Here is a 13,085-nt window from a genome sequence, read left to right on the forward strand (position 1 = left end):
GCATTGGTCGGCGCGCCGTGGGCGCGTCTTTGCTTTATCAGATGGAGAGCGCTATGGCTTGGAATGAGCCGGGTGGCAACTCGAATAATCAGGATCCCTGGGGCGGCAAACGCAAGGGCGGCGACCGCAAGGGGCCACCGGATCTCGACGAGGCCTTCCGAAAGCTGCAGGAAAGCCTGAATGGGTTGTTCGGTGGTGGAAAAAAACGCAGCGGTGATGGCGGCGGCAGCGGGAGTTCGGGCAAGGGCGGCGGTTTTGGCCTGCTCGGCATCGGCCTGGTCGTGCTGCTCGCAATCTGGCTCTACAACGCGATCTACGTGGTCGACGAGCAAGAGCAGGCGGTCGTCCTGCGTTTCGGCAAATACTACGAAACTGTCGGTTCGGGTCTGAACATCTACTTCCCGCCGTTCGATCGCAAGTACCTCGAAAACGTGACGCGCGAACGTGCGTACAGCAAGCAGGGCCAGATGCTTACCGAAGACGAGAACATCGTCGAAGTGCCTCTGACCGTGCAGTACAAGATCACCAACCTGCAGGATTTCGTGCTGAACGTTGATCAGCCTGAAGTCAGCCTGCAGCACGCCACCGAAAGCGCCCTGCGCCATGTCGTCGGTTCGACCGCGATGGACCAGGTGCTGACCGAAGGCCGTGAGCTGATGGCCAGCGAGATCAAGGAGCGCCTTCAGCGTTTCCTCGACACCTATCGCACCGGTATTACCGTGACCCAGGTGAACGTGCAGAGCGCTGCTGCGCCGCGTGAAGTCCAGGAAGCCTTCGATGACGTGATCCGCGCCCGTGAAGACGAGCAGCGTTCCCGTAACCAGGCCGAAACCTATGCCAACGGTGTGATCCCGGAAGCACGTGGTCAGGCCCAGCGCATCCTCGAAGACGCCAACGGCTACCGCGACGAAGTGATTTCGCGCGCCAAGGGTGAGGCTGATCGCTTCACCAAGCTGGTCGCCGAGTATCGCAAGGCGCCAGAGGTCACTCGCGAACGTCTGTATCTGGAAACCATGCAAGAAGTCTTCACCAACACCAGCAAGGTGCTCGTGACCGGTGACAAGGGTCAGAACAACCTGCTTTACCTGCCTCTGGACAAGATGATCGAAGGCAGTCGTAACGGTTCGGCATCCTCGTCGGGCGGAGCTTCGGCCACCGTCGTCGATCCGGGTTCCCGGGCTGCGGACATGCAACAGCAACGTGACACGCGCACTAGGGAGACTCGCTGATGAGCAATAAATCTCTGGTCGCCCTGATTGTCTGTGTCGTGCTCGCCGTTGTGGCGTGGAACAGCTTCTACATCGTTGCTCAGACCGAGCGTGCGGTATTGCTGCAGTTCGGTCGCGTGGTTCAGGCTGATGTTCCACCGGGCCTGCATGTTAAGGTTCCTTACGTGAACCAGGTGCGCAAGTTCGACGGTCGTCTGCTGACGCTGGATGCGCCGACTCAGCGTTTCCTGACCCTGGAAAAGAAAGCCGTGATGGTCGATGCCTACGCCAAATGGCGCGTGAAGGACGCTGAGCGTTTCTACACCGCGACATCGGGCCTCAAGCAAATCGCCGACGAGCGCCTGTCGCGCCGCCTTGAATCCGGGCTGCGTGACCAGTTCGGCAAGCGCACCCTGCACGAAGCCGTGTCGGGTGAGCGTGACGCACTGATGGCGGACATCACCGCAGCGTTGAATAAAATGGCCGAAAAAGAACTGGGCATCGAAGTCATCGATGTTCGGGTCAAAGCCATCGACCTGCCGAAGGAAGTAAACCGCAGCGTGTTCGAACGTATGAGCACCGAGCGTGAGCGTGAAGCCCGCGAGCATCGCGCCAAGGGTAACGAGCTGGCCGAAGGCATCCGTGCCGACGCCGATCGTCAGCGCCGCGTGCTGCTGGCCGAAGCCTATCGTGAGTCCGAGGAAGCCCGTGGTGATGGCGATGCACAAGCCGCTGCCATCTATTCCAAGGCCTACGGTCAGGACCAGGAGTTCTACGCGTTCTATCGTAGCCTGCGTGCCTACCGTGAAAGCTTTGCGAGCAAAAGTGACGTGATGGTGCTGGACCCGAACAGCGAATTCTTTCGCTATCTGGAAAAAGCCAAACCGTAAGCGCACACCGTGAATGGCCACTCCGCCGGGCGGCAAAACTGTCCGGCGGGGTGATCGCGCGGCAAAACGTGTGTATGATGCGGCAGCCGGGAAATTCCCGGCTTTTTTGCGTCTACACGATTGATTGGCCGTGGCGTGTTTCGTGCGCGGCAGTTTTTTCGAGGACAGTGTTCGCAATGCTGCGAGGCAGAAGGCTCAGGCGTGAATGCCCTGAAAATGACGCCCGCAGAGCACTGTCTGCTTCACTCAAGGCTTGCCCAAGGGTTGGCCGCCCGGATCATAGGGGAAAGGCGTAATGGCAACGGTTGACCGCTGGCTGCTGCCGGATGGCATCGAGGAAGTACTGCCGCCGGAAGCTGCGCGCATAGAAGTGGCGCGTCGTCAGGTGTTGGATCTGTTTCAGAGCTGGGGCTATGAGTTCGTCGTCACCCCGCACATTGAATACCTGGAATCACTGCTCACAGGTGCTGGCCAGGATCTGGATCTGCGCACCTTCAAGGTCGTCGACCCGCAATCGGGACGGCAGATGGGTTTTCGCGCGGACATCACGCCGCAGGTTGCCCGCATCGACGCGCACACCCTGCGCCGCGAAGGCCCGAACCGCCTATGCTATGCCGGTAGCGTGCTGCATGCGCAGCCTCGCGCACTGTCGTCCTCGCGTAGCCCTATTCAACTGGGCGCCGAGTTGTATGGCGATGCCAGCCCGAGCAGTGACGTCGAAGTCATCAGCCTGATGCTGGCTATGCTGAAGCTGGCGGACGTGCCTGACGTCCATATGGACCTGGGCCATGTCGGTATCTACCGCGGTCTGGCCCGTGCGGCCGGTCTGTCGGGAGAAGTCGAGCAGCAGCTGTTTGACGCGTTGCAGCGCAAGGCGATCGACGAAGTCATCGCCCTGACTGCCAACCTGTCGGCGGATCTCGCAGCGATGCTGCGTGCGCTGGTCGATCTGTGTGGCGGCCGTGAAGTCTTGGCGGCGGCTCGCGAGCGTCTGGCCAAGGCGCCGGCGCCGGTGATCGATGCGCTGGATGACCTGGTGGAAATCGCCGAGCGGCTGTCGGCGCGTTTCCCGGAACTGCCGTTGTACTTCGACCTCGGCGAGCTTCGCGGCTATCACTACCATACCGGTGTGGTGTTCGCGGTGTTCGTGCCGGGGGTCGGCCAGTCGATCGCCCAAGGCGGTCGTTACGATGACATCGGTGCCGACTTCGGTCGTGCGCGTCCGGCAACGGGCTTCTCCACCGATTTGAAAACCCTGGTCACGCTGGGGCAGGCACAGATCGAGCTACCGTCTGGCGGTATCTGGATGCCTGACAGCACCGATGCGGCACTCTGGCAGAAAGTCTGCCAGCTGCGCAGCGAAGGTCATCGCGTGGTTCAGGCACTGCCGGGCCAGCAGGTTTCGGCAGCGAAAGAAGCCGACTGCGATCGGCAATTGATTCAGCACGGCGAGCTTTGGCAGGTACTGCCGCTGGCCTCTTGAGTTTTCCAGCCGGCTGCAGCCGGCACCCAAGTTTGCGTGAATGAGGACAAGTGTTATGGGTAAGAATGTCGTAGTCCTGGGCACCCAGTGGGGTGATGAGGGCAAAGGCAAGATCGTTGATCTGCTGACCGAACATGCTACCGCGGTAGTTCGCTATCAAGGCGGCCACAACGCCGGTCACACCCTGGTGATCGATGGTGAGAAAACCGTTCTGCACCTGATTCCGTCCGGCGTCCTGCGCGAAGGCGTGCAGTGCCTGATCGGTAACGGTGTCGTCGTGGCGCCTGACGCACTCATGCGTGAAATCACCAAGCTGGAAGAAAAAGGCATTCCAGTGCGCGAGCGTCTGCGCATCAGCCCGTCTTGCCCGCTGATCCTGTCCTACCACGTGGCGCTGGACCAGGCGCGTGAAAAAGCCCGTGGCGAGCACAAGATCGGTACCACCGGTCGTGGCATCGGCCCGGCCTACGAAGACAAGGTTGCACGTCGTGGCCTGCGCATCGGTGACCTGTTCCACCGCGAGCGTTTCGCCGCCAAGCTGGGCGAGCTGCTGGATTACCACAACTTCGTGCTGGTCAATTACTACAAAGAGCCTGCGGTCGACTTCCAGAAGACACTCGACGAGTGCATGGAATACGCCGAGCTGCTCAAGCCGATGATGCTCGACGTTACCGCTGCGTTGCATGAAATGCGTCGTGCCGGCAAAGACATCATGTTCGAAGGCGCCCAAGGTTCGCTGCTGGACATCGACCACGGTACCTACCCGTACGTGACCAGCTCCAACACCACGGCGGGCGGCATCGCCACCGGTTCCGGTGTGGGCCCGATGTTTATCGACTACATCCTGGGTATCACCAAGGCGTACACCACTCGCGTCGGGTCCGGTCCGTTCCCGACTGAGCTGTTCGACGACGTGGGCGCGTTCCTGGCCAAGCGTGGTCACGAGTTCGGTGCGACCACCGGCCGTGCCCGCCGTTGCGGCTGGTTCGACGCCGTCATTCTGCGTCGCGCCATCGACGTCAACAGCATCTCGGGCATCTGCCTGACCAAGCTGGACGTGCTGGACGGTCTTGAAACCATCAACATCTGTGTGGGTTACAAGAACGAAAACGGTGCGGTAATCGATGCTCCGACCGACGCCGACAGCTACATCGGCCTGGAGCCGGTTTACGAGCAAGTGCCCGGCTGGACCGAATCGACCCTGGGCGCGAAAACCCTGGAGGAGCTGCCAGCCAACGCGCGCGCTTACATCAAGCGTCTGGAAGAGCTGGTCGGCGCACCGATCGACATTATTTCGACGGGCCCGGATCGCAACGAGACCATCGTTTTGCGTCACCCATTCGCTTGATAAGTCGTTGATATACAAAGAGGGGTCGCATCTGCGACCCCTTTTTTATGCACGTGTGATTCATATCGGCAGAACGGCACGGCCCTTGCTATAAAACAACCCATTAGAGATGCCATCACTTTAATGGCGTTTGTTGTCGGGGAATCTACAATGTCAGCCGTCCTATCGCTTCTGCGCAGCCGCCTGCTGCGGCCCGTATTCATTGCTCTTGGCATCGCTCTTTTGGTGCAGGTCCTGGTGGCTGTCGCCCTTACCCGGAGCACTGTTACCGCCCTCGAAGCGGATCTGGCCGCGCGCCTGGGTGTAGATTCGCAACACTTGTCGGGGGAGCTTGGGCAGGCGAGCCGCGACGTCACGTCCAGTCTAGACACACTTTCCCAGAACACCCGTCAGCGTTTGAGCGCAGGTTTGTCGGCGCGCCTCAAGGATGAGCAGAAGCAACTTCGCGCAACCCTGGAGAAAACCCTCAAGGACTCGGCAACCGACATGGCCGAGCTGCTCGCCGCTGTTGCCCCGCGTGCGATGTGGGACAACGACACGCCGACTCTCTCCGAATTCGCACGTCGCGCCCAGCGCAATCCCAATGTGCTGTTCGTGGTGTACGACGACGCGCAGGGCGAGCATCTGACCCGCTACCTGAACCGCGACAACGAGTCGATCAAGAATCTGCTGGCCAGGGGCGAAGGCGAGCGGGCCATGGACAAGGTCCTTAACGCCGCACAGAACGACCCCTCGGTTTACTACGTCGAGGCCTCGATCAGCCCTAACGGCGTCGAGATCGGCAAGGTGCGCATGGGTGTGTCGACGGCTTCGGTGGAGGCGGATCTGGCGGCGCTGGACAAGCGTTTTACGGCGTTGATCGGCAATGGCGAGCAACTGGTGTCCGACAGTCTGGGTGGTGCCGCAGCGGAAAGCTCCGCGGCGCTGCGTTCTCGTCTGCAAACCGCTCAGGGTGCGGCGTCTGCGATGGCTACCAACACCAGCTCAACGGTGCAGGAAGCCGCCTCGACGCTGCGCTGGAGAATAGGCGTGGGCCTGGCGCTGGTGGGGCTGTGCGTTTTGCTGGTGTTGGCGGTAGTGCTGGGGCGTCGCGTCGTGCTGCGTTTGCAATTGCTTAATCGCGCGCTCGATGACTTGGCGGCGGGCGAGGGTGATCTGACCAAGCGGGTCAAACTCAACAGTAATGATGAGATTGGTGACATGGCCGCGGCGGTAAACCGATTTGTCGACAAACTTCAGCCGATCGTCCGTGAGGCAGGTGATGTCGCGCAGCAGACCGGTGTCGAAATCGGCGCAATGAGCAAGCGCAACGCAGGCGCCAATGTGGCCGCCGAGTTGCAGCGTGACGAGGTGGCTGCCAGCCTGCAGGCGTTGTCGCAAATGGCCGACGAGGCTCAGGCTGAAAGCCAGGCGATGCAGGCGGCGTTGCAACAGGTGGTGGATATTCGCCAAGCCACCGACGAGAACACGCGCACCTCCAACCAGGTGGGCAATCTGATCGAGGCGCTTGCCGGACAAGTGGATGCCGGGGCGCAGGTTATCGAGCGTCTGGCTCAGCAAAGTGAACAGATCGAAGTGGTGCTGGAAGTGATCCACGGCATCGCCGAGCAAACCAACCTGCTCGCGCTCAACGCCGCTATCGAAGCGGCGCGCGCAGGCGAAACCGGCCGCGGCTTCGCGGTGGTAGCCGATGAGGTTCGCGCGCTGGCGAGCAAGACCCAAAGCTCGACCGGCGATATTCAGGAGCACATTACCAAGCTGCAATCCGGTGCCAAGGAAGCGGTGGCGACGATTGGTCTGGCCGGGCGTCAGGCCAAGGAAGGGCTTGAGGTGCTTCGCGACAGCGCGCGTCTGCAGCAAAGCGTTCAGTCGTCAGTGGAGCAAGTTCACGCTGCGATCGGATTGGCGACACGTGCCGCCGAGCATCAGGCCAAAGGTGCGCAGGCCGTTAGGGGCCGAGTGGAGGTGATCCATGCTCAGGCAGAAAAGGCTGCGCAGGCGGTTGTCGAAACCACGGCCAGCGGCAAGACGCTGGATAAACTGGCGGCGCAACTGAAAGCGAGTTTGGGGCAGTTCCGCGCTTAGAGAGGTGGTGCTTCTGTAGATATCGGCTTGCCGACGGTGGCGTGAGTGAAATCGCCTCCGTCGGCAAGCCGCACTTGAAGGGGGCATAGATAAATTTTCAAACCCCGGAAAGCACAAAACCGAGCACTTGGCTCGGTTTTGTTTGTTTGGTGCCCAGGAGAAGACTCGAACTTCCACGACCGTAAGGTCACCAGCACCTGAAGCTGGCGTGTCTACCAATTTCACCACCTGGGCATGGCGCTGATTTAATTAGATTTTTCGTTTTGATGCAACAGAATTTTTAGTTTTTTTGATCGGCGGGACGCAACCGCTTGAACAGCTGTCGAAAATCGGCAGCAAACTGACGGATGAGGACAGGGCAGGGGAAGTGATCTACGCTCAGGGCTGTTTCTGCAGGGCGGAGTTTGCAAACCCCAGAAAGCACAAAACCGAGCACTTGGCTCGGTTTTGTTGAATTGGTGCCCAGAAGAAGACTCGAACTTCCACGACCGTAAGGTCACCAGCACCTGAAGCTGGCGTGTCTACCAATTTCACCATCTGGGCAACTCGTTGATTTCACTCGGCTAATGCTTGAAAAAGCCGTTTGATTTCAACTACAACGTGGCGTGTGCCGTCGTTGTGGGGCGCATCTTACGGAGGAGATTCGGGGCTGTAAACCCCTCGATGTAAATTTTTTTTGAAATAGCAAAAAACCTCAATGAACGCTGCCTTCGCGTTTCAATCGGGTATATGCCAAACTAATTGCATACAGATAAGGTGAATTCATTCTAATGGCCGATTGGCAGTCCCTCGATCCCGAGGCCGCTCGTGAAGCGGAAAAATACGAAAACCCCATTCCTAGCCGTGAGCTGATTCTGGCGCACCTCTCCGAGCGCGGTTCGCCCGCTGCCCGTGAAGAACTGGTGCAAGAATTTGGCCTGACGACCGAAGACCAGATCGAGGCCCTGCGCCGACGTCTGCGCGCCATGGAGCGCGACGCGCAACTGATCTACACCCGACGTGGCACCTACGCGCCTGTGGATAAGCTGGACCTGATCCTGGGTCGCATCAGCGGCCACCGTGACGGCTTCGGTTTCCTGGTGCCGGACGATGGCTCCGATGACCTGTTCATGAGCCCGGCGCAAATGCGTCTGGTGTTCGACGGCGACCGTGCGCTGGCCCGGGTTTCCGGCCTGGACCGTCGTGGTCGCCGCGAAGGCGTCATTGTCGAAGTTGTTTCGCGCGCGCACGAAACCATCGTCGGTCGCTATTTCGAAGAGCAGGGCATTGGCTTCGTCGTCGCGGACAACCCCAAGATCCAGCAGGAAGTGCTGGTCACGCCGGGTCGTAACGCCGACGCCCGTGTCGGTCAGTTCGTCGAGGTGAAGATCACCCACTGGCCGACCCCGCGCTTCCAGCCTCAGGGCGATGTGGTCGAGGTCGTCGGTAACTACATGGCGCCGGGCATGGAGATCGATGTCGCACTGCGCACCTATGACATCCCTCACGTCTGGCCGGAAGCCGTGGTCAAGGAAGCCGCCAAGCTCAAGCCTGAAGTGCAGGAGAAGGACAAAGAGCACCGCGTCGACCTGCGCCACCTGCCGTTCGTCACCATCGACGGCGAAGATGCCCGCGACTTCGACGACGCCGTTTACTGTGAAGCCAGACCCGGCAAGCTGCGTCTGTTCTCCGGCGGCTGGAAGCTGTACGTGGCGATTGCCGACGTTTCCAGCTACGTCAAGCTCGGCTCGGCGCTGGATGCCGAGGCGCAGGTGCGTGGCAACTCGGTGTACTTCCCCGAGCGCGTCGTGCCGATGCTGCCTGAAGAGCTTTCCAACGGCCTGTGCTCGTTGAATCCGCATGTCGATCGCCTGGCCATGGTCTGTGAGATGACCATCTCCAAAACCGGCGAAATGACCGATTACGTCTTCTACGAGGCGGTGATCCACTCCCATGCGCGGCTGACTTACAACAAGGTCAGCTCGATTCTGGAACACCCGAAAACCACCGAAGCCAGACAGCTTCGTGGCGAATTCAGCGAAGTCGTGCCGGACCTCAAGCAGCTCTATGCGCTGTACAAGGTCCTGCTGGCCGCCCGCCACACGCGCGGTGCCATCGATTTCGAAACCCAGGAAACCCGCATCATTTTCGGCAACGAGCGCAAGATCGCGGAAATCCGCCCGACCACGCGCAACGATGCTCATAAACTGATCGAAGAGTGCATGCTGGCCGCCAACGTGGCCACCGCCGAATTCCTAAAAAAGCACGAGATTCCTGCGTTGTACCGCGTTCACGACGGCCCGCCGCCAGAGCGCCTGGAAAAACTGCGTGCCTTTCTGGGTGAGCTGGGTCTGTCCCTGCACAAGGGCAAGGATGGTCCGTCGCCGAAGGATTATCAGGCGTTGCTGGAGTCGATCAAGGATCGCCCGGACTTCCACCTGATCCAGACCGTGATGCTGCGTTCGTTGAGCCAGGCGGTGTACACCTCGGATAACAACGGCCACTTCGGCCTGAATTACGAGGCGTACACGCACTTCACCTCGCCGATCCGTCGCTACCCGGACCTGCTGACCCACCGCGCCATTCGCAGTGTGATCCGCTCCAAGCAAGATACCCCGCACGTGCGTCGTGCCGGTGGTGCGGCGATTCCGAAAGCGCGCATCTACCCGTACGACGAGGCGGCGCTGGAGCAGCTGGGCGAGCAGTGTTCGATGAGCGAGCGCCGTGCCGACGAGGCCACCCGCGACGTTACCAACTGGCTCAAGTGCGAGTTCATGAAGGACCGCGTAGGCGAATCTTTCCCGGGCGTGATCACTGCCGTGACCGGTTTTGGCCTGTTCGTCGAACTGACCGATATCTATGTCGAAGGTCTGGTCCACGTCACCGCGCTGCCGGGTGATTACTACCATTTCGACCCTGTCCATCACCGTCTGGCGGGCGAGCGCACCGGGCGCAGCTTCCGTTTGGGCGATACCGTGGAAGTGCGCGTGATGCGTGTCGACCTCGACGAGCGCAAGATCGACTTCGAAATGTCGGAGAAGGCTGCGGCAGCAATGCCGGCCGGTCGCAAGCGCAAGGCCGCCGAGCCTGCGCCTGCGCCTGCCGCTGCTCCTGCCCGCAAGGCTGAGAAAGAGAAGGAAAAAACCACTCTTTCCAAGCCGAGCCGTCGGGCAGCCAAGGAGCCAGAGGCATACCGCGCCAGCGATGCCGCGGCCAAGAACGCCGAAGTTCGCAAGAGCCGCGAGATGAAAAAGAACCTCCTGGCCGAAGCCAAGAGTGGTGGCAAGCCCGCCGCTGGCAAGGGTGATTCCGCATCCAAGCCAAGCAAACATCGCAAGGGGCCATCGAAGTCGGCACCTAAAAGCGGTGGATCACGTAAACCTAAGGCTACGTCATGAGTCAGTTGGAAAAAATCTACGGCGTTCATGCTGTAGAAGCGCTGTTGCGTCATCACCCAAAGCGAGTCAAGCAAATCTGGCTGGCTGAAGGGCGCAGCGATCCGCGCGTGCAGGTGCTGATCGATTTGGCAGCGCAGAATCGCGTGCAGGTTGGACAGGCTGAGCGTCGCGAAATGGATGCCTGGGTTGAGGGCGTGCACCAGGGCGTGGTCGCGGACGTGAGCCCGAGCCAGGTCTGGGGTGAGGCGATGCTCGACGAGTTGCTCGATCGCACCGAAGTCGCGCCACTGATTCTGGTGCTCGACGGCGTAACCGATCCGCATAACCTGGGCGCGTGCTTGCGTACGGCGGACGCTGCCGGCGCGCTGGCGGTGATCGTGCCGAAGGACAAGTCCGCGACCTTGACGCCGACTGTACGAAAAGTCGCCTGTGGCGCGGCGGAAGTGATTCCGCTCGTTGCAGTCACCAACCTGGCCCGCACGCTGGAAAAACTCCAGCAGCGCGGTCTGTGGGTGGTCGGTACGGCTGGCGAAGCCGAGCAGGAACTGTATCAGCAGGACCTGACCGGCCCGACGATCCTGATCATGGGTGCCGAAGGCAAAGGCATGCGCCGCCTGACCCGCGAGCATTGCGACTACCTCGTGCGCCTGCCGATGGCCGGCAGCGTCAGCAGCCTTAACGTTTCGGTCGCGACGGGCGTGTGCCTGTTCGAGGCCATGCGTCAGCGCAGTGTGAAGGCTGCTTCGAAGAAATAATCGCTGCAGAATCTGCCTTGTGGGGGCGAATTCATTCGCGAGGCGGTATTTCAGGCGATACAAATGCGCCGTCCTGTACCAGCCTTTCGCGAATGAATTCGCTCCCACAGGTCTACGTGCCGTATGTGCTGCGTGTGTTACAACTTCACTGTTCAAATAATCACCAATTGCCTTGCGCCGTTCCCGCCCCTTCTCTACAATTGCGCCCCTTGCTGTCATGGCAGGCGCCGATGTGCCTGTCCCTGTGCAAGATAAACCCGTGTTTTTCACTCCTTGTCTGACCGCCTTGGCGGCAGGCTACAACCCGTAAGGAGCATTCATGCGTCATTACGAAATCATCTTTCTGGTTCACCCGGACCAGAGCGAGCAAGTCGGCGGCATGGTTGAGCGTTACACCAAGCTGATCGAAGAAGACGGCGGCAAGATCCACCGTCTGGAAGACTGGGGCCGTCGTCAACTGGCCTACGCAATCAACAATGTTCACAAGGCTCACTACGTGATGCTGAACGTTGAGTGCACTGGCAAGGCCCTGGCCGAGCTGGAAGACAACTTCCGTTACAACGATGCCGTGATCCGTAACCTGGTCATCCGTCGCGACGAAGCCGTTACTGGCCAGTCCGAGATGCTCAAGGCTGAAGAAAACCGCAGTGAGCGCCGTGAGCGTCGCGACCGTCCTGAGCACTCCGACGCTGAAGGCGTTGACAGTGATGACAGCGACAACAGCGATAACGCTGACGAGTAATCCACGGACCTTTTGAGGAGCCAATTACATGGCACGTTTCTTCCGTCGTCGTAAGTTCTGCCGTTTCACCGCAGAAAACGTTAAAGAGATCGACTACAAAGATCTCAACACCCTGAAAGCCTACGTATCTGAAACCGGCAAGATCGTTCCTAGCCGCATTACTGGTACCAAAGCTCGTTATCAGCGTCAGCTGGCTACCGCTATCAAGCGCGCCCGCTTCCTGGCCCTGCTGGCCTACACCGACAGCCACGGCCGCTGAGACCAGGTTCAGTCGACAAAACGCAGTTAGGGATAGATCGCATGCGCGCCATGGCTGACTTCATCATGCGCGGTCGCGTGCAGGCCACTCTGGTAGTGGCTGGATGTGCGGCACTGCCGCTGTTGTTCTGGTTGAGTGCTGCTGCAGGTTGCCTTGTGCTCCTGCGGCGCGGGTTGAGCGACGCCACGGGCGTCCTTGCCTGGGCTCTGCTACCGGCTTTTGCCTGGTGGTATTTCGGTGATCCTCGCACCCTGATGGTGTTGCTGGGGTCATGGGGGTTGGCAGCGCTGTTGCGCGCCAGCGAGTCCTGGGTCCGCGTGCTGCTGGTCAGCGTGGGACTTGGATTGTTGTATGGCGTGATCCTGGGAGCGGTTTTCCGCGAGCCCATCGAAGCCATGGCGGGGGAGTTGCAGAAACTCCTGCCTCACGTCTTCGGTGATGTCTACCAACAGATGTCGGTAGAAGAGCGAGCGCGTCTGGGAGCACTGATTACGCCGGTCCTCAATGGCCTGATTGCAGCGGTGTTGCAGATCGTCAGCGTGGTATGCCTGATCCTTGGGCGTTACTGGCAGGCGTTGTTGTATAACCCGGGCGGTTTCGGGCGCGAATTTCGCAGCCTGAGACTCCCGCGGGCACCGATGCTGGTGCTGCTGGTGTGCATGTTGGTTGCGCCGAATTTCGGCCCGCAGCTGGCGATGTTGACACCGTTGTGCAGCGTGCCGCTGGCGTTCGCGGGCCTGGCCCTGATTCACGGTCTGGTCGCTGCAAAGCACCTGACACGGTTCTGGCTGGTGGGGTTGTACGTCACGTTGTTGCTGTTCATGCAGCTGATTTATCCGTTGCTGGTGGTGTTTGCCATTGTCGACAGCCTGATTGATTTTCGCGGCCGCATGGCGTCGAAAGATGCCGATAACGGTTCTGCGAACGGTGAAGGTTAA

Annotated in this window: 10 protein-coding genes, 2 tRNA genes and 1 pseudogene; 11 read left to right on the plus strand and 2 right to left on the minus strand. The window is 60.2% G+C overall.

What is annotated here, in order from left to right; translation table 11 throughout:
- Positions 1–53 precede the first annotated feature (53 nt).
- From hflK to AC07V9_RS14685, 6 genes and pseudogenes are all read left to right on the plus strand, one after another.
- On the plus strand, positions 54–1,229 hold the full coding sequence (gene hflK / locus AC07V9_RS14660; protein WP_495016420.1) for an FtsH protease activity modulator HflK: 1,176 nt from the start codon (positions 54–56) through the stop codon (positions 1,227–1,229).
- Positions 1,229–2,098, plus strand: a complete 870-nt coding sequence (hflC, locus tag AC07V9_RS14665) for a protease modulator HflC (RefSeq protein WP_495016421.1) — start codon at positions 1,229–1,231, stop codon at positions 2,096–2,098. Before hflK ends, hflC begins: the two co-directional genes overlap by 1 nt.
- A gap of 295 nt (positions 2,099–2,393) precedes the next feature.
- Positions 2,394–3,581 carry an ATP phosphoribosyltransferase regulatory subunit gene (locus tag AC07V9_RS14670; RefSeq protein WP_495016422.1) on the plus strand — a complete coding sequence of 396 codons (1,188 nt, stop codon included), beginning with the start codon at positions 2,394–2,396 and terminating at the stop codon, positions 3,579–3,581.
- Positions 3,582–3,636: 55 nt separating this feature from the next.
- Positions 3,637–4,929 carry an adenylosuccinate synthase gene (locus tag AC07V9_RS14675; protein ID WP_495016423.1) on the plus strand — a complete coding sequence of 431 codons (1,293 nt, stop codon included), beginning with the start codon at positions 3,637–3,639 and terminating at the stop codon, positions 4,927–4,929.
- A gap of 966 nt (positions 4,930–5,895) precedes the next feature.
- Positions 5,896–6,108, plus strand: a pseudogene (locus AC07V9_RS14680) (methyl-accepting chemotaxis protein); the annotation flags it as partial.
- Positions 6,109–6,309: 201 nt separating this feature from the next.
- A complete protein-coding gene (locus AC07V9_RS14685; protein WP_495016450.1) occupies positions 6,310–7,014 on the plus strand; it encodes a methyl-accepting chemotaxis protein in 705 nt (234 codons plus the stop codon).
- Between the two features lie 147 nt (positions 7,015–7,161).
- Here AC07V9_RS14685 and AC07V9_RS14690 read toward each other — a convergent pair.
- Positions 7,162–7,248: transfer RNA gene (locus tag AC07V9_RS14690), tRNA-Leu, on the minus strand.
- A gap of 222 nt (positions 7,249–7,470) precedes the next feature.
- Positions 7,471–7,557: transfer RNA gene (locus tag AC07V9_RS14695), tRNA-Leu, on the minus strand.
- A gap of 227 nt (positions 7,558–7,784) precedes the next feature.
- Between AC07V9_RS14695 and rnr the strand changes: the two genes are divergently transcribed.
- From rnr to AC07V9_RS14720, 5 genes are all read left to right on the plus strand, one after another.
- Positions 7,785–10,391, plus strand: a complete 2,607-nt coding sequence (gene rnr / locus AC07V9_RS14700) for a ribonuclease R (RefSeq protein ID WP_495016424.1) — start codon at positions 7,785–7,787, stop codon at positions 10,389–10,391.
- Positions 10,388–11,146, plus strand: coding sequence for a 23S rRNA (guanosine(2251)-2'-O)-methyltransferase RlmB (rlmB, locus tag AC07V9_RS14705; RefSeq protein ID WP_495016425.1), 759 nt, complete (start codon positions 10,388–10,390; stop codon positions 11,144–11,146). The genes rnr and rlmB overlap by 4 nt, the downstream gene beginning before the upstream one ends.
- Positions 11,147–11,465: 319 nt before the next feature.
- Complete coding sequence (gene rpsF, locus AC07V9_RS14710) at positions 11,466–11,888, plus strand: 30S ribosomal protein S6 (protein WP_062379020.1); 423 nt, start codon at positions 11,466–11,468, stop codon at positions 11,886–11,888.
- A 28-nt stretch (positions 11,889–11,916) separates the two neighbouring features.
- Positions 11,917–12,147 carry a 30S ribosomal protein S18 gene (gene rpsR, locus AC07V9_RS14715; RefSeq protein WP_037015707.1) on the plus strand — a complete coding sequence of 77 codons (231 nt, stop codon included), beginning with the start codon at positions 11,917–11,919 and terminating at the stop codon, positions 12,145–12,147.
- Between the two features lie 41 nt (positions 12,148–12,188).
- Positions 12,189–13,085 (plus strand): hypothetical protein, encoded by an 897-nt coding sequence (locus AC07V9_RS14720; RefSeq protein ID WP_495016426.1) that lies wholly within the window; start codon positions 12,189–12,191, stop codon positions 13,083–13,085.

Source organism: Pseudomonas sp. GW821-FHT02A11 (assembly GCF_059421985.1).

Bases quoted from the DNA above. Each gene is read 5' to 3' on its own strand.
- hflK (WP_495016420.1), top strand. From the start codon at position 54: ATGGCTTGGAATGAGCCGGGTGGCAACTCGAATAATCAGGATCCCTGG.
- hflC (WP_495016421.1), top strand. From the start codon at position 1,229: ATGAGCAATAAATCTCTGGTCGCCCTGATTGTCTGTGTCGTGCTCGCC.
- AC07V9_RS14670 (WP_495016422.1), top strand. From the start codon at position 2,394: ATGGCAACGGTTGACCGCTGGCTGCTGCCGGATGGCATCGAGGAAGTA.
- AC07V9_RS14675 (WP_495016423.1), top strand. From the start codon at position 3,637: ATGGGTAAGAATGTCGTAGTCCTGGGCACCCAGTGGGGTGATGAGGGC.
- AC07V9_RS14685 (WP_495016450.1), top strand. From the start codon at position 6,310: ATGGCCGACGAGGCTCAGGCTGAAAGCCAGGCGATGCAGGCGGCGTTG.
- rnr (WP_495016424.1), top strand. From the start codon at position 7,785: ATGGCCGATTGGCAGTCCCTCGATCCCGAGGCCGCTCGTGAAGCGGAA.
- rlmB (WP_495016425.1), top strand. From the start codon at position 10,388: ATGAGTCAGTTGGAAAAAATCTACGGCGTTCATGCTGTAGAAGCGCTG.
- rpsF (WP_062379020.1), top strand. From the start codon at position 11,466: ATGCGTCATTACGAAATCATCTTTCTGGTTCACCCGGACCAGAGCGAG.
- rpsR (WP_037015707.1), top strand. From the start codon at position 11,917: ATGGCACGTTTCTTCCGTCGTCGTAAGTTCTGCCGTTTCACCGCAGAA.
- AC07V9_RS14720 (WP_495016426.1), top strand. From the start codon at position 12,189: ATGCGCGCCATGGCTGACTTCATCATGCGCGGTCGCGTGCAGGCCACT.